Raw genomic sequence first — 21819 nt, forward strand, 5'->3', positions numbered from 1 at the left:
TTAAGTATTTTACCTTTTTTTGCATTATATTTGTTATAAACATAAACCATGAAAAACAATTTATTGATTTTTACGTTTAGTTTTTTTGCTTTCCCTGCTTTTGGCTGGGCACAGTCTGCGCCGGATTTTAAAGAACTTCTGGATAGTGCTATGGTTCGGGATCCGAACCTTAAAATGCAGATTACCCAAAATAAACTTACTGATCTTGACGAACATAAACTGAAAGACATCTTTCTTCCAACTTTGGAATTGAGTGGTAAGGCCGGTTATCTCAATGGAACAGCAAGACTGACGTCACCTGAATTCAATCTCGCTCCCTTTATCAATATTCCTGAAGGGGCTTTCAACAATAATTTCAACGTATCAGGATTTTCAGGTATTGCCAAGGCAGATGCCAAAATGCTTCTGTATTCAGGAGGAAAGGTCAAGTACATGAAAAAAGCGGTGGAAGAAAAGAAAAAGTCTGAAGATATCCTTCTGGAGAAAACAAAAGATGAAGTCATTGCCACTATTTCTAAAGCATATGACCAGTTAGCTTTGATTCATCAGTCTAAAAAAGTACTTGACGAAAGTAAAAAAAGACTGGATATCAACAGAAAAACAGCTGACAAAGCTCTTGGTTACGGCTTGATTACACCTTACGATCATAAGAAAATCGAATTGGCTCAGGCAACTTTAGATGCTAAAATGGTAGAATATGAAGGAAAAAAAGAACTCCTTCTTACCCAGCTTTATATTTTAACAGGGATTCAAAGAGATAGGCTTAGAATGATTGATCCGGTGCTATCTCCGGTAGAATTACTTGCAGCAGAAAAAGGAATAGAGCAAAGAGCTGAAATCCGTGCATTGGAACATGGGATTAGCGCTGCAGATTATAAAATAAAAGCAGAAAGAACGTGGATGATTCCTAAAGTACAGCTGATGGCTTCCGCATATTATATCGGTTTGTATGGGAATAGAATAAAATCTTCAGAAAACGTTATTCCCGCAGTGCCAATCCTTGGATATGAAGGCAAAAAACTGGACTGGAGACCTAATAATATCAATGTATTTCCGTTGATCACGGCTGGAGTAGGTTTTAAATGGGAGATTTTCGATGGTAAAGAAGGAAAACATGCCGAAGAAACCGCCAAAGTAGGGAAAGAAGTACTACAAAACCAGAAAGAAGATGCTTTGAAAAAACTGACCTTAAATCTGGCCAATAATCAAACCAATTATGATATTGCTTCTGCACAGATCACCTTGAAAGCTAAAGAAAAAGAATTGGCAAAAAATGCATTGGTACAGGCAGAAAAAGAATTCAGATACGGAATGAGTAAATCTTCACAGCTTATTGATGCAGAAAATGATCTTGAAGCCTCAGAACTGGAGTATCAGAATGCCATTTTCAACCAGAGAAGAGCGGGAATAGAACTGATGAGGTCTACCCAGGAGCTGGATATCACCAAATTTTATTTAATCCCTTAAAAATTTAAATGATGCATAAAAATATATTTATACTCTTCGCTGCTCTGTTTTTGCTGGGGAGCTGTGATAAAAAAAATGAAAAAATTAAAGAACCTGAAGGAAAAACTAAAAAGGATGTGATCTCTTTCGCTCCTAAAGTTACCGGAAGGATTGTAAAAATATATGTTTCCGAAGGTCAGACCGTGAAAAAAGGAGATACTCTGGCTCAGCTTGATGTTCCGGAGGTTTCTGCGAAAATAGCACAGGCTCAAGGAGCTGTAAACGCTGCTTCAGCTCAGGAGCAGATGGCTAAAAACGGAGCAACAGCCGATCAGCTGAGACAACTTCAGGCCAAATATAAAGGATTGAAGGAACAATATGAATTCGCCCAGAAATCTTACAAAAGAGCCAATAATATGTTTCGTGACAGCTTAATGTCTCCGCAGGCTCATGACGAAATTTATGCAAAATTACAAGGTGCAAAAGCTCAGTATGATGCTGTGGTAGCAGAACTCGACGACGTAAACAGAGGAACCCGTTTCGAAAAAATTGAAATGGCTGCAGGGCAGGCTTCACAAGCCAAAGGAGCTTTACAGGAAGCCAATGTAGCCTATTCTGAAAGATATATCATCGCCACCAATGACATGGAAATAGAAACAATCAGCTTAAATACGGGTGAATTGGCAACAGCTGGTTTTGCTTTGTTTAACGGATATATTCCGGAAAGTACTTATTTCAGATTTACCATCCCGGAAAGTGCCATTTCAAAATACAAAAAAGGGCAGGAGGTGACCATGCAGGTGGTGTATAACAAAGAAAACCTGACAGGAAATATTGTATACATCAAACAGCTTACAAAGTATGCAGATATCACAACAGCTTACCCTGACTATCAGCTGCAGGATGCGATTTACGAGATCAAAGTAAAGCCCAAAGACATGAATAAGGCTAAAAGTATTTTAGTCAATGCCAACGTAATCCTGAAATAAATTGAAAAGAAGGGATGGAGCTTGTATTGAGCTTCATTTTGTTCTTCAACACATAAAAATATACAGATGAAAGAATTTTTCCGTCTTTTGAAACGTGAGTTCAAACTTTTTATTGGCAATTCTACCTTAAGAACAGTGTTCTTTTTGGCACCGGTTTTCTATGCGACTTTGCTGGGGTTTGTCTACAAAAGCGGAAAAGTTGAAAATACGCCTGTATTGGTCGTGGATAGAGATAATACACCTTTGTCCAATCAATTGACGGAAATGCTGTCTGATAATAAAAGCATTAAAATTATCAGATATCTGCAGGAACCTCTGAGCATCAAAGATGAGGTGATCAGACATGAAGCAGCAGCTGTGGTGATTATTCCATCAAGATTTGAAGGAGATATGCTTCAGAAAAAATATCCTGAACTGAATGTTTATATCAATACAGGAAATGTTTTAACGGCCAATTTTGCTTCCAAAGCACTTCAGCTCACCATAGGAACATTTTCTGCCGGAGCTTCCATTAAAGCCCTTCAAAAAGCAGGAATGCCCGCTGCAAAAGCTGCTACACAATATGAACCTTTCAAAGCCAATTATATTACCCTTTTTAATACTACCGGAAACTATCTGATTTTTATGTGGCCTGCGATGCTGGCTGTGGTATTACAACAGGTAATTCTGTTGGCAATGGCAGTAAGTTTTGCCGCCGAATTTGAAAGAGGATCTTTCGTAAAAGAATACCTGAAAATGAAAAAATGGGCTTTCCCAACCATGCTGATAAAAGTGATTCCAATCTGGGTATTTTCTATTCTTATTGTAGGTGTTTACTACTTTATGCATATGATTTTCAGGGTTCCGATGCCGGAAGGGATTCTTAATTTTATTCTTCTGACAGCCGTTTTCGTAGGATCCGTTTCATTTTTAGGGGTATTCATCAGTATTCTGATTCCGGATGCTTTGAAAGCTACACAAATCCTGATGGTTATTGCATCCCCGGCCTTCATTATCAGTGGTTTTACATGGCCTTTGAGTGCAATGCCTGCTTTTGTACAATTTATCGCGAATATTATTCCCTTAACTCCCTTTTTACAGGCTTTCAAAATTTTATTGATTCAAAAAGGCTCTGTGGAACTTACTTTCCCTTATTTGAAACATTTAAGCATTCTTTTAGTGGTATACGCCATTATAGGCTGGATTGCTTTAAAGATCAAACTCTGGTTTATTTTCAAAAAATCTGCGTCACAGGAAATCGAGGTTGAGAATATTTCTGAGGAGATTGAGTAGTTTTTTTGTTTCTAGTTGCTGGTTGCTGGTTAATTTGTTGCTGGTTTCTGGTTGATTGGATGCTAGTTTCTAGTTGATAGTTGAATTAGTTGAATGGTTATTAATATTTACATGAAGCCATTCAAAATAATAACATCAAGAAATAATTCAAAAAACAAAACAACCTGTATCAACCAAACTCTACATTTTCACACCCCAAAGTTCCGCATCCCAAAACCCCAAAACCCCGAAACCCCGAAACCCCGAAACCCGCATCCCGTAGCTTATCGACATAAAACCCTCAACCTTTATCCCTACACTTAATCACAAACTAGCAACTCGCAACTCGAACCCCGCAACAATAACCCACAACTCGAACCTCGCATCACACCCCTCAATTTTTTAACTCAACGATAAAATCAAACAAAAAAACTGATATATTTGTCCATAGTAAAATAGAAATTATATGGAAAATGTATTTGATGCAAAAGATGCTCAAAACTATATTGATAGAATCAACAGACTGGTAGAAGATACCCATGGTTTGTGGGGGAAAATGACAGTGGACCAAATGCTGGCACACTGTTCTATCACCTATGAAATGATCTACGAACCGGAAAAGCACAAAAAGCCGGGAGCTATTGCAAAATTTATATTAAAAACTTTCGTAAAACCAAAAGTAGTAGGAGAAAAAGCTTATCCAAGAGATTCCCCTACGGCTCCACAGTTTTTGATTACCACCAGAAAGAATTTTCATGAAGAAAAAACAAGGTTGATTGGTTTTATTCAGAAGACACAACAGTTGGGAGCAGATGCGTTCGATGGTAAAGAATCTTTTTCTTTCGGAAAACTAAATTCCCAGGAATGGAATAATATGTTTGCCAAACATTTGAACCACCATCTGGCACAATTTGGCGTTTAAAAATCACACACTATGAAAAAACTTTTATTACTCCTCATTCTTGTGGCCAATTTTGCATTGGGGCAGATGCCGGATATCTCCAATACCTGGCTCAATAATAGCAAACCTTACATAGGAACCATTGGAAACAAAGGTCAGGAACTGAAACTGAAGATCAATATTTCTGAACAAAATAAAAAGAATGATCAGGAATATTTTGTTTCAGGATATTCTCTCGTGGATACCAGCTATGCCAAATTTGAAGGGAAGATTACCATTTCAAAATATAAAGATTCCAAGAAGCAGGGAACCGTGTTTGGAGAATATGAACTGGCAGAAGAAAATAAAGGAAAACATTCCGGACTTTTTAAAGGAAAGTTTGTTTATAACTTCAAATGGAATAAAAAAACAGAAAAGATTGAAGGACAGTACATCGAACTTATAGGTGACTGGAAAAGTTATGATGGAACGATAAACTTTAAGACCCATTTAAAAAACCAATAAGTATGCTGAGAAGAATATTAGCGGTATTGGCTGGGATTATTGTGGGTTCTCTCTGTATTACCGGGGTAGAAAATATAGGACATTATCTGTATCCTCCTCCTGCAGAAGCAGGGGCCGGAGATATGAATGCGCTGAAAGTCTACGTAAGTGAAGCTCCTTTTATGGCTCTGTTTTTTATCATTCTGGCGTATGCTTTGGCAGCAGTTGCTTCCGGGTTTACAGCTTCAAAAATTTCAAATAACGGAAAATATACTGCAGCCGTAATCTGTGGAATCATTTTTTTACTGATCACCATTTACATGATGATGTCTTTGCCTACGCCAATCTGGTTCTGGATTTTGGGAATCCTTGTTTGGGGACTGGTTTTCGTAGGACATCAACTCGCTTTAAAAACAAAAAAAATATGAAATTAGGAGCTTTTTCAATCAGCTTAAGTGTAAAAGATCTTCAGAAATCCAGAGACTTTTATGAGAAACTTGGGTTTACAACCATGGCAGGAACTGCAGAAAGCAATTATCTGATCATGAAAAACGGTTCTACGTTGATAGGGCTCTTTCAGGCAATGTTTGACGGAAATATGCTTACTTTCAATCCTGGATGGGACGAAAATGCACAGAATCTTGAATCTTTTGATGATGTGCGCGAAATTCAGAGAAAATTAAAAGAAAGCGGAATAGAAATCGGAAAAGAAGCTGATGAAACCACTTCAGGACCAGAACATATTTATCTGAAAGATCCCGATGGAAATATGATTCTTATAGATCAACACAGATAACACTAAAACACATTCATGATGAAAACATTTAAAAGAATTATTTTATTTTTAGCCGCATTACTAATCATTTTGTTAGTTGTGGCTGCTTTTATTTCAGGGGATTGCAAATATGAAAAAACAATTTCTATCAACGCTCCGGTAGAGAAAGTATGGCAAAATACCAATTCCCTCAAAGCAATGGATCAATGGAGCCCTTGGAATGAGCTTGATCCCAATATGAAAAAGGACTGGACTGGTACAGCAGGACAACCCGGAGAAAAAGTTTGCTGGGACAGTAAAAATGAAAATGCAGGAAAAGGATGTCAGGAAGTAAAAAAAGTAGATGAAGCAGGTAAAAGAATAGAAACGGAAATCAAATTTCTTACTCCATATGAAAGTGAAGCAAACGCTTATGTAACAATAGTACCCGAAGGAAACGGAAGCAAGGCAACATGGGGATTTACATCACAGATTCCTTATCCGTTTACACTGATAAAGCTGTTTATGAATATGGACAATGCTATTGGAAAAGACTATCAGAAAGGACTTTCAAAATTAAAAGCTTTATCTGAAAAACCTCAATAAAAAATACAAAACTAAACTTAAAAAAACAAAACAATTATGGCAACAGTAAACGTTTACCTGACATTCAACGGAAATTGCAAAGAAGCATTCGACTTCTATAAATCTGTTTTCGGAGGAGAATATCCTTACATCGGAACATTTGGAGAAATGCCTCCAATGGAAGGAAAAGAAACTTCGGAAGAAGACAAAAACAAGATCATGCACGTTTCACTTCCAATCTCTAAAGAAACAATTTTGATGGGAAGCGATACAGGAGGCGAGTGGTCTTCCAACTTCAAGGCTGGAAATAACTTCTCTATTTCTGTAAATGCAGAATCTAAAGAAGAAGCTGATAAATTATTTGCAGGCCTTTCTACAGGAGGACAGGTGACAATGCCAATGGCAGATACCTTCTGGGGAGCTTATTTCGGAATGTTTTCTGATAAATTCGGAATCAACTGGATGGTAAACTATGACGATCCAGCTAAAATGCAGCAACACCCATAAGATTTATATTTTGTATTCGAAATATAGTTAAAACTTACCGACAATGATCTTGTCGGTTTTTTATTTGGTATATATTTGCATCCCGAAAATTTTTAAATTTGATGAAAAAGAAACTGCTCATCAATAATAAAAATAGTATTCTTTAAACATAAAAAAACATAAAAAATGAAATTTACAATCGAGAACATTAAAGCTGAACATCAAAAAGTAAAAAGCGGAGCCGATTTTCCTCAATATATTCAGGCTATAAAAGCGCTGGGAGTTTCTCATTACAAAGCCTATGTTTCAGACGGAAATACCGAGTATTTTAATAACCAAAACGAATCTGTTCAAACAGGAAGAAAATATGATACCCTTACCGTTTCCGATACTTTAAACCTTGACCATTTTAAAACAAGATTGAAACTCCACCAGCAGGGAGGAACAGATTATATGACTTTCTGTAAAGACTGTGCAGAAAACGGAATCAAAGGCTGGACAATGGATCTTCATGTGATGACCTGTACTTATTTTGATCAAAATGAAACTGATGTACTTGCAGAACAGGTTCCAGGATAATACTTTAGAAAAAACCGGGTGAAATATAATTCATCAGGTTTTCTTTAAATCATGTTATAAAATATTGCTTGCTATTATTGATTAAAATTATTAATTTTGTTAAAAACGATAGATAATAGTAATTAATAAACATGAGAAAGGTTTTTACGAAGTTGGCATTCACCGTATTAAGTTTGGGATCCATATTCACATTTGCTCAGAAAAATGATCTGGGAGCATGGTATATGTATTTCGGAAATAATAAAATCAGCAAGAAACTGAACTGGCATAATGAAATTCAGTACCGTAATTTCGATGCCGTTGGAGACCTGGAACAACTGCTGATCCGTACAGGAATTGGGTATGATCTTACCGAAAATAACAATAATGTTTTATTGGGATACGGTTTCATTCTCAGCCAGCCTTATGTAAACGGAGAGAAAAAAGAGAATATAGAACACCGAATTTTTCAGCAATATATTACCAAGCAGAAATTTGGACGTTTCTATCTTCAGCACCGTTACCGTTTGGAAGAACGTTTTCTGCAGGATGACTTTAGAATGAGATTCCGATATATGCTTGGAGTTAATATCCCGATCACCCAAAAGGAAATGCTGCCAAAAACCCTTTATGCTTCAGTATATAATGAGATTTTTCTACACTTTGACAGTCCGGTTTTCGACAGAAACAGAGTATATGGAGCTTTAGGATATGTTATTAATAAAAACATGAGGATTGAAGCCGGTTATATGAACCAGATTCAGGAGAACAGAAACCGTGGACAGATTCAGATTGGTTTTTATAACAATATTCCATTTACTAAAAACTGATCATAACCGCAGCTGAATGCCCTGAGGAAAACCATTATTTGAAAAAATAAAAAATAATAAACACCACAAAAAATAAACACCTATGCATTCAGGAAAAAGATTTGGAGCCCGTGAGTTCATTATCTGGACCAGACGGAGTATTTATGCGCTGCTTGTATTATCAGCCATTCCTACAACCCTGTACTTTTTTGGCTGGAAATTTCTCTCAGTTCCATGGCAGCCGATTGCCATCATGGGAACAGCGGTTGCTTTTATCGTAGGATTTAAAAACAACGCCAGCTACAGCAGACTCTGGGAAGCAAGACAGATCTATGGCGCGATTATCAATGACAGCCGCAGCTTTGGATATATTCTGAGAGATGCACTGTCTTCGAAAGATCCGGGTAAAGTGAAAGAAATGTTCCTGCGCCATTATGCGTGGCTTACAGCGTTGAGATTTCAGCTTCGTGAGCCAAGAGCATGGGAAAACATGGGGACAGAGCAATATGATGAATATGCTAAAAAATATGACATTCCGGAGAGGCTTACCAAACTGGATGACGAATTGAAAAAATACCTTTCCGAACCTGAACTACAGTATATTTTAAGCAAAAAGAACAGAGCAACACAATTGATGGCGAAACAGAGCCAAGCATTGTCTGAAGCTTATGAAAAAGGAGAACTTAATGATTTTCAATGGACACAAATCAATCAGCAATTGGTGAAGTTTACTGATGATCAGGGGAAAGCTGAAAGAATTAAAAACTTTCCGTATCCAAGAAACTTTTCTTCAATTACTACTTATCTTTTGCTTTTATTCATCGTTTTTGTGCCTTTCGGATTGTTGAAAGAACTTGATAAATTAGGAGACGGAACTATCGTAGAAGGCTGGACATTATGGTTTAATATTCCGTTTTCTTTACTGGTAACATGGTGCTTTCATACTTTAGACAGTGTAGGTGAAGCTTCTGTAAACCCATTTGAAGGAAGTCCTAACGATGTTCCGATCACTCAGATCAGCCGAACCATAGAGATTGATATGAGAGATATGCTGGATGAATCTGATCTTCCGCCTGCTATCACGCCGAAGAATAATATTGTGCTTTAATTCAATTGATTAGTGCCTGAAATTAGAGGATAAATTAAACCTATAAGGTTTGGATAGTAATAAAATGATTATCCGGAAATAAAAAATAACACTTAAAAAACTTACTTAAAATGATTCACAGCTATGTTATAATATCGATTGCAGTACTGCTGTCTGTGATGATATTGGTAATGATCGGCCAGAAATTAAAAGTAGCTTATCCCATTTTTCTTGTGATTGCAGGATTGCTGATAAGCTTTATACCAGGAATGCCGCGTATTGAAATAGAACCGGATCTTGTTTTCCTAATCTTTCTGCCTCCTATTTTGTTTGAGGCCGCCTGGTTCACTTCATGGCAGGACTTTCATAAATGGAGAAAGCAGATTTTTTCAATGGCTTTCGGATTGGTATTTTTAACTTCAATAGTCGTAGCTTATCTTTCATCTTCCATTATTCCTGGGCTTACAGTAGCCATGGGATTCTTATTAGGAGGTGTAAATTCTCCACCGGATGCAGTGGCCGCTACTTCAGTTCTGAAGCATATGAAAATTCCTAAAAAGATCACCAGTATTCTGGAAGGGGAGAGTTTGATCAATGATGCGTCCAGTTTGATTGTCTTTAAATTTGCCCTTGCAGCCGTTATTTCAGGGCAGTTTATCTGGAGAGATGCCGTTCAGGATTTCTTTACTATGGCTATTGGAGGGATTGCCGTAGGAGTTGCCGTTGGTTTTTTATTTGGAGCGTTGCTTAGGATTATTCCTACCAATTCCAATATAGATACCATTATTACCCTTATTGTACCTTACATTATGTATGTAGGTGCAGAACATTTCCATTTTTCAGGAGTATTGGCAGTAGTTGCCGGAGGTTTACTGATGTCATACAATTCACATTGCTATCTGAGTCATACCTCGAGGATACAGTCCGGAAATGTGTGGAGTGTTCTCATATTCCTGATGAATACCATCATTTTTATCTTGATTGGTCTTGAACTTCCTATTGTAGTGGAAGGGATGAAAGAATATACGATCTCTGAAGGTATTTTCTACAGTGTTGTGATTGGTGGTGCAATTATAGGTACAAGAATTCTGTACAGTTACGCATTAATGTATTTCCCTAGAGTCTGCTCTAAAGAATTAAGATTAAAAGTTCCCAAACCGGATTGGAGAGAACCTTTCATCATCAGTTTTGCTGCCATGAGGGGAGTGGTTTCACTGGCTGCAGCTTTGTCGATTCCCGCTTTTTTACCTAACGGAGAAGCATTCCCACACAGAAATATTATTTTATTTGTCACATTTGTTATCATATTGATTACCCTGGTAGGACAAGGATTATTGTTGAGTCCGATTCTGAAATTATTGAATATTCAGGATGCAGGAAGTGAGCTGCCGGAAGAAAAACAGGAAGTAATCCTTATGCGAAAATTGAAAGAAACAGCTTTGCACAAATTGGATAATGATTTTTCTGAATTAGCCGTAACAAACAGCCTGGTGCGTCATCAAAAGCACAAGTTGGAAAATGAAATGATGCTGATGGCAGATAAAGCCCAATGTATGGCTTCTACAGGAGATTATGTATCGGCTATTAATGAGAACAAAGACGTCTTGCGACAGATCATTCAGGCACAGAGAAATGAACTGCACAGAATGAAAAGAGAAAAAATATTTGATGACCACGTGATGAGAACCATTGAAATGCAGCTGGATTTTGATGAAGCGAAGATCACAGGTTTTTCCCATGGGTAATTAAAAAATAAACCACAAAAGCCACAAAAGGATAGAAGTTAAAATGAACTTGTATAATAAAAAGTTCACCAAATAAAAATTCTGAAATTTTAAAGGCTTAAGTATACTTTTCACAAGTAGAAACTTAAACTTTGACTAATTCAGAGATATAACTTTTGTGACTTTTGTGGTTAAATAGTAAGAACAAAATGTGTACATTTAAACCTATTAAACCCATAATATGAGTACACCAATCATTGTTCAGTACACCATAAATGCTCCCGCTGAAAAAGTCTGGAAAGCATTAACCGATAAAAATGAAATGAAATCCTGGTATTTTGATATCCAGGATTTTGTATTGGAGACAGGAAAAGAATTCAATTTCTATGAACCCGGAGGTGCTAATGAATATCATCATCATAGTGAGATTTTAGAAATAATCCCGAATCAGAAATTGAAACACACATGGTCTTATCCGGATTTTTCAACACTGAAAACTATTGTGACTTGGGAATTGTTACCTGAAAATGGACAAACCTTAGTAAAGCTAACCCATGAAGACATTGAAAACTTCAAAGACTTAGGAGAAGGTTTTTCAAGAGAAAACTTTACAGAAGGCTGGAACACCATTTTGGGACAGAGTCTAAAAGAATATTTAGAAAAATAGACGATGATTACATTACAGCCTTTTACAGCAGAGGATACTTCACAACTGATTTCAAAGATAAAAGACGAAAGAATGCTGCTTCAGTTCGCCGGACCCGTATATCGTTTTCCACTTACAGAAGAGCAACTGGAAACCGATTTGTCTGATGAGAAAAGAACCTTGTTTAAAATTACAGATCAAACCGGAAATACCATTGGTCATGCTCAGATTTACTTAAAAGAAAAAACATTCCTGCTGGGAAGAATTCTGATCTGGGATGAAAACAACAGAGGAAAGGGATATGGTAAGAAAGTAATGCAGCAACTTCTGAAATACGGTTTCAGTCACTTTGATAAAGAAACTGCAGAGCTAAATGTCTACGACTGGAATACCGGAGCTATCGAATGCTACAGGAAAGTAGGATTTGCTTTTGATCCGGACGTTAAAAGCGAAGCAAAGATTGATCAGGAAACATGGGTTTCTCTTAATATGAAAATCCAAAGAAACACTTTTGAATTACAGGAATCATGACACAGTTTACCGCCCTTCGTCCTATTTTCTGGACAGAAAATCTGGATGAAACTATAGTATTTTACATGAATATTCTAGGATTTACTCTCATGGGCAGGAATGATGACTGGCAATGGGCTTCCCTTAGAAAAGATAATGTATATATTATGCTCTCTCAGCCTAATGAACATGAGAACAATACTTCAATCGGATTTTCCGGTTCATTTTATTTCAACGTAAATAAAGTGGATGATCTTTGGGAAGACCTTAAGACAAAGGCAAAAGTATGCTATGAAATTGAAACTTTTGAATGGGGAATGAGAGAATTTGCTATCTATGATAACAACGGTTATATATTACAATTTGGTGAAGCAGCAGATAATGTTGGCAATACGGAATAAAATTTGCTATTTTTGGAGAAATATTTAGAAATTCAATGAAAAAAAGTATAATAGCGGGTTTCGCAGCGATTTTATTATTAGCGTCTTGTAATAAGGATAAAGAGATTCTTAATACATTAAGCACTTATAATATTTCTATGGAGGCGAAGGGATACCATTTCGGAGATAAGCTTGAGCTTCCGAAAGAGGTAACAGACAATACAGAAAGCGTAACCATCAGCTTTGGAGATAAAGAAACAACAGACTTAGCAATTGATCCTAAATTTTTTACATTAGGTGATAATGCCGTTACATTTAATATCAAAACAAAAGGCGGTGAAGTCCTGAATCAGGATGCTACCATCAATGTATTTGCAAAAAATCCTGAAAAAAATATCGCTTATCAGATTGTAGCAGAATATCCTCATGATCCTAAAAACTTTGTACAGGGATTCCAGATTGAAGGAAATACCATCTATGAAAGTGACGGACAGAACGGATCTTCTCAGATTTTAAAATATACCCTTGGAACAACCACTCCGCTTGCTTCTACAAAACAGGCTAAAGAAGACTTTTCGGAAGGAAGTACCATTGTTGGGGATAAAGTGTATCAGCTGACATGGCAGAGTAAAAAAGGATATATCTATGATAAAAGCTCTTTAAAACTGTTGTCAGAATTCCCTTATCCTAACGTATTAGGTGAGGGCTGGGGATTGACGTATGACGGGAAAAACCTGATTGCTTCTGACGGAAGTAAGCTTTTATATTTTCTTGACGCAAATGATCCTTCAAAATTAATTAAATATATCGGTGTTGCAGGGAGCTCTCAGGTGTATGACCAATTGAACGAGCTTGAATTCCACAACGGATTTATCTATGCCAACGTATGGCAAAAACCTATTATTCTAAAAATCAACCCTGTTAACGGAGAAGTTGTAGGAACTTTTGATTTTACTGAAATTGCAAAACAGAATACCAAAGGAAGTGATGACGTACTGAATGGAATTACTTTCAAAGGTGATAACATGCTTGTAACAGGTAAAAACTGGCCGAAAATTTATGAAGTTCAGATCAAGTAATCTGATTTATTAATAAAATACATAAATAGCGTTCCTTTGGGAGCGCTATTTTCGTTTTAAGGACTAAAATTTAGTATTTTTGAGTCATGATTAATAACTTTATTAAGCGAAATATCAACATTGGCTTTGCTGCATTTCTTTTACTTGCCTCTTGCAGCAACAATGAAAAAATGCTCGATTCTTTGGCAGATTACAATAATGCAAAAGAAGAAAAAGGCTATCATTTTGGAGATAAAATTGAATTACCAGAAGAAATTACAGAAAATACAGAAAGCATAGCAGTCAGCCAGGGAGATAAAGAAACTACAGATTTAACGATTAATCCGAAGTTTTTCACCTTGGGAGATAACAATGTCATCTTTATTATCAAAACAAAAGGCGGTGAAGTCCTGAATCAGGATGCTACCATCAATATATTCTCAAAAATCAAGGAACAGGACATTCCATATAAAATAATAGCTGATTACCCTCACGATCCAAAAAACTTTATTGAGGGTTTTGTAGTGGAAGGAAATACTGTATATGAAAGTGACGGGATGAACAATGCCTCGCAATTGATCAAATATACATTAGGATCTTCTGCTCCTAAAATCGTTGCCAGGCAGCCTGCTGAGATTTTCTCTGAAGGCTGTACCATTGCCGAAGATAAAATATATCAGCTGACTTACCGGAATAAACTTGGTTTTATTTACGATAAAAACACGTTAAAGAAAATATCCGAATTTCCTTTGCCTAATATCATCGGAGAAGGATGGGGGCTTACGTATGACGGAAAAAATCTGATTGCTACAGATGGTACAAAGAATCTTTATTTTCTGGATGTTGATAATCCGTCAAAAGTAGTAAAAACTGTTTGTGTTGCCGGAAGCAAAAATATTTATGATCAGCTTAATGAACTAGAATACCACAATGGCTTTATCTATGCAAATGTCTGGCATAAACCTGTCATTCTGAAAATTAATCCCAAAACCGGAGATGTAGTAGGGAAGTTTGATTTTACCCAGCTTACAAAGGAGAATAGCCGCGGCGATAGCGAACATGTTTTGAATGGAATTGCCTTTAAAGGCGAAAATATGCTTATAACAGGAAAGAACTGGCCGAAAATCTATGAAATTTCTTTTCAATAAATTAAATTATACTTCTCAATGTTAAAATTGGGGGAAAAAGTTCTTTTTTCAACAGCAAGATGGTCTCGATTTTGATTACTATTAAAGAAGATTTTACTGGATTTAATCCTCTTTTGGATGAAATTATTTTTCAGTATCTTGACCCCATTAAAAAAGCAGAGTGAAGTTTTTAAACATACTATTTTTTCTCCTTTTCTGTACAGCCTCAGCACAGAATATGATTCCTTTAGATACCTTGAAACTCAAGGAAGCTAAAGACATGCTTGCCGATGACTATGGAAGTCTGTATATCTATAAAAACAAGGATTTTAGTTTTACCAAATATGATTCTTTAGGAAAGCAGATCGGGAAAATGATGCTTACTGTTCCTTATAAAGTACAATCCGTACAAAACCCTCTCAACGTACCTTTGTTTTCTGAAAATGCTCAGGAAATGAAGTTTGTAGATCAGAATATGAATGAAATTCAAAAGCTTGATTTTAAACAAAAATTTGGGTTCATCAGAATGGCATATGCCGAAGATCTGCAGCAACTTTGGCTTCTGGATGACAGTACAAAACGTTTGATACAGTATAATTTCAGAAATGATACGACCATCAATTCATATCCTTTTGATATCAGTTTCGAAGATCTGATGGATATGCTGGTCTATGAAAATAAGGTCTATATTTTAACAAGAAAACACATCAGAATTTATACCCTGAAATTTGAAAAACTGTTTGAAGCCCCTTTAGATAACGGGAAGCGATTTAGAAGAGAGAATGATGCCATTCTTGTGGTGGCTAATAATTTCATTTCACAATATATTCCTGAAAAAGGAATGTCTACTATTTTTGAAGATCAGGATGCACAAATTGTGGATAAAAATATCCTCTCTTATTTTGAAATCAAGGGTAACAAACTCTATCTTTACAGCCTTGAAAAAGTAAAGAAAGCCAAACAGCAAAAACAGCTTGAAGCTCAGCCGGAACCTCTACAGCAGCCTACAGAAAAACCTGTAGAAAAAGTTGAAGAAAAACCAAAAGAGACTTTGGCAGAGAAACCTTCAGACAATACATTACAGAAATTGATTGAAGATGTTTCTGAAGTTCAGACTGACGGGTTAGAAAAACTTATCAATTAATCAGTAAATACAAGGAAAAAGAATATTATGCATATTGCAGTTACAGGAAACATCGGAGCTGGAAAAACAACTTTGACAACGATGCTTTCCAAGCATTACGGATGGGATGCACAATTTGAAGACGTAGATCATAACCCTTATCTGGAGGATTTTTATTCAGATATGAGCAAGTGGAGCTTTGCATTGCAGGTGTATTTCCTGGGAAGCAGATTCCGTCAGGTGAAGGAAATCAGAGAAAGTGGTAAAAACATTATTCAGGATCGTACCATTTATGAAGATGCGCACATTTTTGCAGAAAACTTAAATGATATGAACCTTCTTTCAGACAGAGACTTCAATAACTATTCATCAGTTTTTGATTTGATGAAATCTTTTGTTTCTGCTCCGGATCTGTTGATTTACTTAAAATCAGACGTTCCCAATCTGGTTAAAAAAATCTACAAAAGAGGTCGTGAATATGAAGCATCAATCAGTATTGAATACCTTTCCAAACTCAATCAGAAGTACGAAAAATGGATTTCCAATTATACGGAAGGAAAGCTTCTGATCGTAGAAGTGGATGATCTTGATTTCGTAGAAAAACCGGAAGATTTCGGATTTATTCTGGAAAAAATTGAAGCTGAACTTCACGGGTTGTTTTAACATATTTTTATCAGTACATTAAGACATACTCAGGGTAATTCTTTTTAAATTTGTTGAAAGCAAGTTTAATTTTTTGAATAATAGATCATGGTAGTTAAAGTTTTACATAACGGAAATTGTTCAAAGTCAAATGCTGTATTAGAGTATCTTGACGAAAACGGAGTGACTTTTGAGATCATTAATATTGTTGAAGATCCGCTAAGTATTCTTGAGATCAAAACTGTGCTGAAAAAACTCAATCAGAGTGTTTTTCACATCATCCGTAAAACAGATAAGCTGTATCTTGAAAATTATGCAGATAAAAATTACTCAGAAGAAGAATGGCTCAAGATTCTGTCAGAAAACCCATCTCTGATACAAAGGCCTATTTTAGTAAAAGGTTCAGTAGCAATGCTGGGAAGACCTATTGAAAATGTGAAATTCTTTATTGAAAAATAAATACGTAAAAAAATCCACTCGGTAAAGAGCGGATTTTTTATTTTATCGGGTTTTGTCTTTAGTCTTATCAGATCCGATTATTGCATTGTATAACGCTTCCAGTTCCTTTGGAGGATTACCGGAGTCAAAACTTGAAGAGGTATACTCAGTTCCATTGGAAGTGATTATAAGATTGCTTGCCAATGCACGGTCAGAGTGTCGGCCTGTAGTAGGAGATGGGAGACCTGCTATTTTGGATAGATCAATAGTTTCGGCCAGCTTAGAAACCGTACTCCATTCTGAAGGAGATATCTTAGCATTAACAACTTCTCCATTGGTGTTTGTTGTCTTTGAAGATGGGGTGTAGATAATGCTTTTTCTGAACCCTCTTGTCATTTCAGTTAATTGAATTTGTTCAATCTTTTGCTTTTGAACTGCGTTGGTGATATTGGTTGTATTATCACTATTATTTTTATGCATACAGCTCGTTGCAGTGGTGGCCGTTAAAATAACATTAAATAAGATCAGTTGGATGTTCATTGTGCTTTGGTTTATATTTTTTGGATAATAAAAAACCGCTTCATGACATGATGAAACGGCTTTTGCTTTTACAATAGAATAACGCCTTCTATTTTTGCTACTTCTTTATAAATATTCACAACCTGATTGGCATCTAAAACAAATGCATTGATGTTGCAGGCTGTGTATTTTCCATTTTTACTTTCTCGGTTTCCCAGTGTAAATTTAATACCATCAAAAACTCTGTAAATTTCAGTAAGTTTTGATTGGTCAGTAGGAATAATAAATTTAAATAAATAATCCTCCGGAAAATCATGATGATCTTCCAGTTTGTCCTTCAAAGACTTGTAAAAATCCTCAGGATTTGCGTGTTGATTTCCTTGTAATATATCCATCTCCAATTATTAATATAATATAAATATAACGAAATTTTTCCTATTTTCCAAATGGTCCAAGAAGGGCTTTGGAGTTCTGATGCTCATAATCTTCAATGATATTGAACAGCCCGTTTACCAGTTGCTCTGAAGCAAGTTGACTCAATCCACCGGAATTGACTGTATTTTTATTTCCTCCTAAAAGACTTCCCAAAAAGTTACTTCCCGATAATGCAGTGTTAATGGTTTTTACAATTCCATATTCATTCAGTTTTTCGTCTACTTTGGGAGCAATGGCTGCAATAAGCTGCTGGGATGTTTTTTCTTTCAGAACCTGTGTAGCCGTAGTTCCCTGCATGATTCTCGTTACATCCTGAGCATTCAGACTGTTTACAGCACCTTCTAAAATCGGTTTCGAGGTATTTACCGTATAAACTGCTGCCTGTGCAATATAATCTCTTTCTTTGGCGACCAATGACGGAGCTACCTTCTCCAGCATAGAGTTGATATCTCTCAATTCTTTTGGAAGAGCCTTATCTACCATATTATTCTGCAGAAAAGCTTCTTTGTTTCCGTAGATGCCCATTCCCTTATCAATACCATTAAGCAGAATTCTTTTTATAATAGAGAGCCCCATGTCTGATGTGGCCAATGTTGTGCACGATTGTACACTCGTGGTAATGACAGCACCGGTCCCGATCATAAGAGCGGCTGCAATGATATATTTTTTCATTGATCTTTTTATTGATTATTGTCTAAATCCTTTTCTCAAAAACTGCACCAAAGGTAATTACTATTCTCTATTTAACAAAATATTAAATTGAAGGTCAGATTTGGTGAATTTTTAGAGTTGAAATGTTAATTTAACATTAATGAAATAATGGTTAATTGATCATTATATTGAGTATAAAATTATAATATTTGAATATTTGTCATTTTAAATACAATAAAACAGGTGAATATTTAAATGTTTAAGATAATTTAACATTGTTCAATATTTTTTATATTTTTGGCTAATGTCTTTTTTTGAGATTTTAAATAACTCCACTATTTAGGGACAAAAAAAGATTGAATTTATTTGAATAAAATTGAAACTATATGAAACAAAGTAATTTAAAGTATTCATGTCTGATTGCTGTTCTATACTTCGGTATGAATGTCAATGCGCAGACTGCTAGAAAAGATACTACTGCCAAAGAGCAGAAGATCGAAGAAGTGGTTCTGATTGGATATGGAGCTCAGAAAAAAGAAAACGTTACCGGAAGTATCGGAATGGTTTCTGCAAAAGATCTTGCCGACAAACCGAATGCCAACCCAATAAGTTCTATACAGGGTAGGCTTGCAGGGGTGAACATTACCAATACAGGTACTCCTGGGGGATCTCCGCGAGTAGACATCAGAGGAGTTGGTTCCTTAACAGGAAATACAGTTTTTATTGTAGATGGTATGATAACGACTGATATCTCTTTCCTTAATCCTCAGGATATTGAATCAATGAGTGTACTGAAAGATCCATCGAGTTTGGCCATTTTTGGAGCTCAGGCTGCCAATGGGGCTGTTATCATCAAGACCAAGACTGGAAAAGGAAAGCCTATTTTTAACGTAAATTCATATTTAGGGTTTAAAAAGGTGACCAATATTCCTAAAATGGTTAATTCTGATCAATACATTGAGCTTTACAATGAGAAGCTCATGAATGATAACGGAAACCTTAATGGAGCCATTTCCAGAGCCAATTTCCCTGCTGATACAAATTGGTATAATGAAATTTTCCGTACCAGTATTATTAATTCTAATGATTTTTCTGCTACAGGAAGTATAGGAAAACTGAATTATTATGGGAGTATAGGATATCTTCAGGATGAAGGTAACCTTGCAGCAGGCCACGGAATTAATTCCGGAAGTGGTTTTAACAGATTTAATACAAAATTAAACCTTAGCTATAAAATTACAGATAACATTACCATTGGAGATAACTTCAGTTTTTCCAAAATGCGTACTGATGTAGCACAAAATCCTTTGTTAGATGCATATAATGCTCCTCCTATATTTTCAGTAATGAATCCTAGTACAGGAGATTATCAGTTTTTCAATGGGTATTCTATACCTAACCCAAGAGCAAAACTGGATATGTACCGTTCTCAGGTAAGACAGGAAAGATTGCTTAATAACATCTGGGGAGAACTAAAATTCCTGAAAGATTTTACATTCAGAATCAGCTATTCTAGTGATAATTATAATCCTAGCCAATATGAATATACTCCAACATTAGGTTATGTTCCTGTTGCTAACCAAGTAAAATCTACATTGGTTACAAGGAATTTCAGAAACAGTAATTATGTTTGGGACAATACGATCAACTGGAAGAAGAAATTTGGTAATCATAATCTTGATGTACTAGCTGGTTTTTCAAGAACGAGAACTACCTTATCACAAGATTATTGGTCTGCAAGAAGTGTTAATTATGATGGAACCAATGGTTCTTTAAATATTGCCAATGGAACAGACCTTGTTCATGTGGAAGGTGTAGATAGAGATGATGCTCTTGTTTCCGGAGTTTTTCAGGATCAGCAAAGAATTGAATCTTTCTTTGGAAGGTTAAATTACGATTACAAAGGAAAGTACTTATTAAATGCATCCATACGTAGAGATGCCAGTTCACAAATCAGTGTTGATAGATCCAAAACCTTTCCGGCAATTAGTGCAGGTTGGGTAATATCTAAAGAAGACTTTATGAGTGAGCAGAATGTTTTTAATTTATTAAAATTGAGAGCCAGTTATGGTGAGCTTGGAAACCCGACTGTACAAAGGAAGTTTAATGCAAATACGACTATTATAGGAGGAGGAGCATATTTTGGCAATACTGGTTACCCGGCTCAGACTATTACAGAGTTTATTAATCCGAATATTGGCTGGGAAACTACAACAGGTAAAGATGTAGGGTTGGAAATGGCATTGTTTAATAATAAACTTAAAATTGATGCCGCTTATTATGATAAAGACTCTAAAGATGTAGTTTATAGTATATTTCAGGGAACGGTATCCGGTGCAAGCAACTGGAATAGTTTTTTTACTAATGCTTACTCTTTTAACAATAGAGGTTTTGAAGTTTCTGTTAATTATAATACCAAAATTAATGAGAATATTACTTTTGGTATTTATGGTAACTTCACATCCCTTAAAAATGAGATTACATCAGTGTATGGTGGATCTTATTTAGAAACAGGAGCTAGTTTATTCGGAAATTCAATTGTAAGATTGCAGAGTGGTCAGCCAGTAGGTTCTTACTATGGTTATCAGGTGGCAGGTGTTTTCCAGACTGATGCAGAAGCAGCTGCTTCAGGACAGCCTGGAGCAAAAGCAGGATGGTTCAAATTTGCAGATCAGGATGGTAACGGAACTATTGACTCAAGAGATAAAACATTCTTAGGAAGCCCAATTCCTAAAGGAACTTATGGGTTTGGAGTTAATTTTAATGTATATGATTTTGATATTGCGGTTGATTTCCAAGGCGTATTTGGTAATAAAATATACAACTATAACCGTGAACAGCGTTTTGGAAATGAAACATGGGATTTAGATATGTATAATAACAGATGGCATGGAGCGGGTACTTCTAATACCAATGCCATGATTACCTCCAACCAATCTATTATTTTACCAAACAGTTTCTATGTGGAAGACGGCAGCTACATCAGATTAAGAAATGTTCAGATCGGATATAACTTGCCAAAAACATTTGCAAAAGCTCTTTCAATCACAAAATTGAGATTATATGTGAGTGCGCAGAATCCATGGACAAGTTTTAAATATCATGGTTTCTCTCCAGAGATTACAAATACAGATAGAGTACAGATGGGAATTGATAATAATATTTACCCAATCTCTGCAATTTATACATTCGGTATGAACTTAACATTTTAATTAAA

Annotated in this window: 25 protein-coding genes; 22 read left to right on the forward strand and 3 right to left on the reverse strand. The window is 36.0% G+C overall.

The window, feature by feature from the left end:
* Positions 1-48 precede the first annotated feature (48 nt).
* From CQ046_RS02935 to CQ046_RS03035, 21 genes are all read left to right on the forward strand, one after another.
* The gene (locus CQ046_RS02935; protein WP_105700827.1) at positions 49-1467 is read left to right on the forward strand and encodes a TolC family protein; all 1419 of its coding nucleotides are present in this window, start codon (positions 49-51) and stop codon (positions 1465-1467) included.
* Between the two features lie 11 nt (positions 1468-1478).
* The gene (locus tag CQ046_RS02940) at positions 1479-2435 is read left to right on the forward strand and encodes an HlyD family secretion protein (RefSeq protein ID WP_105700828.1); all 957 of its coding nucleotides are present in this window, start codon (positions 1479-1481) and stop codon (positions 2433-2435) included.
* A 66-nt stretch (positions 2436-2501) separates the two neighbouring features.
* On the forward strand, positions 2502-3707 hold the full coding sequence (locus CQ046_RS02945) for an ABC transporter permease (RefSeq protein ID WP_105700829.1): 1206 nt from the start codon (positions 2502-2504) through the stop codon (positions 3705-3707).
* 445 nt (positions 3708-4152) lie between these two features.
* The gene (locus CQ046_RS02950) at positions 4153-4608 is read left to right on the forward strand and encodes a DUF1569 domain-containing protein (protein WP_105680689.1); all 456 of its coding nucleotides are present in this window, start codon (positions 4153-4155) and stop codon (positions 4606-4608) included.
* Positions 4609-4620: 12 nt separating this feature from the next.
* Entirely contained in the window at positions 4621-5091 is a 471-nt protein-coding gene (locus tag CQ046_RS02955) for a hypothetical protein (RefSeq protein ID WP_105700830.1), read from the forward strand.
* Between the two features lie 2 nt (positions 5092-5093).
* Positions 5094-5498, forward strand: coding sequence for a hypothetical protein (locus CQ046_RS02960; protein WP_105700831.1), 405 nt, complete (start codon positions 5094-5096; stop codon positions 5496-5498).
* Positions 5495-5866 carry a VOC family protein gene (locus tag CQ046_RS02965; protein WP_105700832.1) on the forward strand — a complete coding sequence of 124 codons (372 nt, stop codon included), beginning with the start codon at positions 5495-5497 and terminating at the stop codon, positions 5864-5866. The genes CQ046_RS02960 and CQ046_RS02965 overlap by 4 nt, the downstream gene beginning before the upstream one ends.
* Positions 5867-5884: 18 nt before the next feature.
* Complete coding sequence (locus tag CQ046_RS02970) at positions 5885-6430, forward strand: SRPBCC family protein (RefSeq protein ID WP_105700932.1); 546 nt, start codon at positions 5885-5887, stop codon at positions 6428-6430.
* A gap of 36 nt (positions 6431-6466) precedes the next feature.
* On the forward strand, positions 6467-6916 hold the full coding sequence (locus tag CQ046_RS02975; protein WP_105700833.1) for a VOC family protein: 450 nt from the start codon (positions 6467-6469) through the stop codon (positions 6914-6916).
* 165 nt (positions 6917-7081) lie between these two features.
* Positions 7082-7474, forward strand: a complete 393-nt coding sequence (locus CQ046_RS02980) for a DUF1398 domain-containing protein (protein ID WP_105700834.1) — start codon at positions 7082-7084, stop codon at positions 7472-7474.
* A gap of 131 nt (positions 7475-7605) precedes the next feature.
* The gene (locus CQ046_RS02985; RefSeq protein ID WP_105700835.1) at positions 7606-8283 is read left to right on the forward strand and encodes a DUF2490 domain-containing protein; all 678 of its coding nucleotides are present in this window, start codon (positions 7606-7608) and stop codon (positions 8281-8283) included.
* A gap of 82 nt (positions 8284-8365) precedes the next feature.
* Positions 8366-9370, forward strand: coding sequence for a bestrophin family protein (locus CQ046_RS02990; protein ID WP_105700836.1), 1005 nt, complete (start codon positions 8366-8368; stop codon positions 9368-9370).
* 110 nt (positions 9371-9480) lie between these two features.
* Positions 9481-11094, forward strand: coding sequence for a Na+/H+ antiporter (locus CQ046_RS02995; RefSeq protein ID WP_105700837.1), 1614 nt, complete (start codon positions 9481-9483; stop codon positions 11092-11094).
* A gap of 220 nt (positions 11095-11314) precedes the next feature.
* Positions 11315-11740: an SRPBCC family protein gene (locus CQ046_RS03000; RefSeq protein ID WP_105700838.1), complete on the forward strand. Its 426-nt coding sequence runs from the start codon at positions 11315-11317 to the stop codon at positions 11738-11740.
* Positions 11741-11743: 3 nt separating this feature from the next.
* Entirely contained in the window at positions 11744-12250 is a 507-nt protein-coding gene (locus tag CQ046_RS03005; RefSeq protein WP_105700839.1) for a GNAT family N-acetyltransferase, read from the forward strand.
* Positions 12247-12630, forward strand: coding sequence for a VOC family protein (locus CQ046_RS03010; protein ID WP_105700840.1), 384 nt, complete (start codon positions 12247-12249; stop codon positions 12628-12630). Before CQ046_RS03005 ends, CQ046_RS03010 begins: the two co-directional genes overlap by 4 nt.
* Before the next feature lie 35 nt (positions 12631-12665).
* Positions 12666-13688, forward strand: coding sequence for a glutaminyl-peptide cyclotransferase (locus CQ046_RS03015; RefSeq protein ID WP_105700841.1), 1023 nt, complete (start codon positions 12666-12668; stop codon positions 13686-13688).
* A 101-nt stretch (positions 13689-13789) separates the two neighbouring features.
* Complete coding sequence (locus CQ046_RS03020) at positions 13790-14815, forward strand: glutaminyl-peptide cyclotransferase (protein WP_105700933.1); 1026 nt, start codon at positions 13790-13792, stop codon at positions 14813-14815.
* A gap of 160 nt (positions 14816-14975) precedes the next feature.
* Entirely contained in the window at positions 14976-15938 is a 963-nt protein-coding gene (locus tag CQ046_RS03025; protein ID WP_228406867.1) for a hypothetical protein, read from the forward strand.
* A gap of 27 nt (positions 15939-15965) precedes the next feature.
* Positions 15966-16580 carry a deoxynucleoside kinase gene (locus CQ046_RS03030; RefSeq protein WP_002977952.1) on the forward strand — a complete coding sequence of 205 codons (615 nt, stop codon included), beginning with the start codon at positions 15966-15968 and terminating at the stop codon, positions 16578-16580.
* Positions 16581-16667: 87 nt separating this feature from the next.
* Positions 16668-17018, forward strand: coding sequence for an ArsC/Spx/MgsR family protein (locus CQ046_RS03035; RefSeq protein WP_105700843.1), 351 nt, complete (start codon positions 16668-16670; stop codon positions 17016-17018).
* 42 nt (positions 17019-17060) lie between these two features.
* Here CQ046_RS03035 and CQ046_RS03040 read toward each other — a convergent pair whose 3' ends face one another.
* From CQ046_RS03040 to CQ046_RS03050, 3 genes are all read right to left on the reverse strand, one after another.
* Positions 17061-17537 carry a hypothetical protein gene (locus CQ046_RS03040; RefSeq protein ID WP_105700844.1) on the reverse strand — a complete coding sequence of 159 codons (477 nt, stop codon included), beginning with the start codon at positions 17535-17537 and terminating at the stop codon, positions 17061-17063.
* Between the two features lie 68 nt (positions 17538-17605).
* Positions 17606-17911 (reverse strand): DUF493 family protein, encoded by a 306-nt coding sequence (locus CQ046_RS03045; protein ID WP_105700845.1) that lies wholly within the window; start codon positions 17909-17911, stop codon positions 17606-17608.
* Between the two features lie 40 nt (positions 17912-17951).
* On the reverse strand, positions 17952-18623 hold the full coding sequence (locus tag CQ046_RS03050) for a DUF4197 family protein (protein WP_105700846.1): 672 nt from the start codon (positions 18621-18623) through the stop codon (positions 17952-17954).
* 365 nt (positions 18624-18988) lie between these two features.
* Here CQ046_RS03050 and CQ046_RS03055 point away from each other — a divergent pair, with 365 nt between their 5' ends.
* Entirely contained in the window at positions 18989-21814 is a 2826-nt protein-coding gene (locus CQ046_RS03055; RefSeq protein WP_105700847.1) for a SusC/RagA family TonB-linked outer membrane protein, read from the forward strand.
* Positions 21815-21819: the final 5 nt, after the last annotated feature.

It is taken from the genome of Chryseobacterium sp. MYb7 (assembly GCF_002979455.1).
Taxonomy (GTDB): Bacteria; Bacteroidota; Bacteroidia; order Flavobacteriales; family Weeksellaceae; genus Chryseobacterium.

What these genes read in the sequence shown, in the direction of transcription:
- CQ046_RS02935 (WP_105700827.1), top strand. Translation starts at nt 49, where the DNA reads ATGAAAAACAATTTATTGATTTTTACGTTTAGTTTTTTTGCTTTCCCT.
- CQ046_RS02940 (WP_105700828.1), top strand. Translation starts at nt 1,479, where the DNA reads ATGCATAAAAATATATTTATACTCTTCGCTGCTCTGTTTTTGCTGGGG.
- CQ046_RS02945 (WP_105700829.1), top strand. Translation starts at nt 2,502, where the DNA reads ATGAAAGAATTTTTCCGTCTTTTGAAACGTGAGTTCAAACTTTTTATT.
- CQ046_RS02950 (WP_105680689.1), top strand. Translation starts at nt 4,153, where the DNA reads ATGGAAAATGTATTTGATGCAAAAGATGCTCAAAACTATATTGATAGA.
- CQ046_RS02955 (WP_105700830.1), top strand. Translation starts at nt 4,621, where the DNA reads ATGAAAAAACTTTTATTACTCCTCATTCTTGTGGCCAATTTTGCATTG.
- CQ046_RS02960 (WP_105700831.1), top strand. Translation starts at nt 5,094, where the DNA reads ATGCTGAGAAGAATATTAGCGGTATTGGCTGGGATTATTGTGGGTTCT.
- CQ046_RS02965 (WP_105700832.1), top strand. Translation starts at nt 5,495, where the DNA reads ATGAAATTAGGAGCTTTTTCAATCAGCTTAAGTGTAAAAGATCTTCAG.
- CQ046_RS02970 (WP_105700932.1), top strand. Translation starts at nt 5,885, where the DNA reads ATGAAAACATTTAAAAGAATTATTTTATTTTTAGCCGCATTACTAATC.
- CQ046_RS02975 (WP_105700833.1), top strand. Translation starts at nt 6,467, where the DNA reads ATGGCAACAGTAAACGTTTACCTGACATTCAACGGAAATTGCAAAGAA.
- CQ046_RS02980 (WP_105700834.1), top strand. Translation starts at nt 7,082, where the DNA reads ATGAAATTTACAATCGAGAACATTAAAGCTGAACATCAAAAAGTAAAA.
- CQ046_RS02985 (WP_105700835.1), top strand. Translation starts at nt 7,606, where the DNA reads ATGAGAAAGGTTTTTACGAAGTTGGCATTCACCGTATTAAGTTTGGGA.
- CQ046_RS02990 (WP_105700836.1), top strand. Translation starts at nt 8,366, where the DNA reads ATGCATTCAGGAAAAAGATTTGGAGCCCGTGAGTTCATTATCTGGACC.
- CQ046_RS02995 (WP_105700837.1), top strand. Translation starts at nt 9,481, where the DNA reads ATGATTCACAGCTATGTTATAATATCGATTGCAGTACTGCTGTCTGTG.
- CQ046_RS03000 (WP_105700838.1), top strand. Translation starts at nt 11,315, where the DNA reads ATGAGTACACCAATCATTGTTCAGTACACCATAAATGCTCCCGCTGAA.
- CQ046_RS03005 (WP_105700839.1), top strand. Translation starts at nt 11,744, where the DNA reads ATGATTACATTACAGCCTTTTACAGCAGAGGATACTTCACAACTGATT.
- CQ046_RS03010 (WP_105700840.1), top strand. Translation starts at nt 12,247, where the DNA reads ATGACACAGTTTACCGCCCTTCGTCCTATTTTCTGGACAGAAAATCTG.
- CQ046_RS03015 (WP_105700841.1), top strand. Translation starts at nt 12,666, where the DNA reads ATGAAAAAAAGTATAATAGCGGGTTTCGCAGCGATTTTATTATTAGCG.
- CQ046_RS03030 (WP_002977952.1), top strand. Translation starts at nt 15,966, where the DNA reads ATGCATATTGCAGTTACAGGAAACATCGGAGCTGGAAAAACAACTTTG.
- CQ046_RS03035 (WP_105700843.1), top strand. Translation starts at nt 16,668, where the DNA reads ATGGTAGTTAAAGTTTTACATAACGGAAATTGTTCAAAGTCAAATGCT.
- CQ046_RS03040 (WP_105700844.1), bottom strand. Translation starts at nt 17,537, where the DNA reads ATGAACATCCAACTGATCTTATTTAATGTTATTTTAACGGCCACCACT.
- CQ046_RS03045 (WP_105700845.1), bottom strand. Translation starts at nt 17,911, where the DNA reads ATGGATATATTACAAGGAAATCAACACGCAAATCCTGAGGATTTTTAC.
- CQ046_RS03050 (WP_105700846.1), bottom strand. Translation starts at nt 18,623, where the DNA reads ATGAAAAAATATATCATTGCAGCCGCTCTTATGATCGGGACCGGTGCT.
- CQ046_RS03055 (WP_105700847.1), top strand. Translation starts at nt 18,989, where the DNA reads ATGAAACAAAGTAATTTAAAGTATTCATGTCTGATTGCTGTTCTATAC.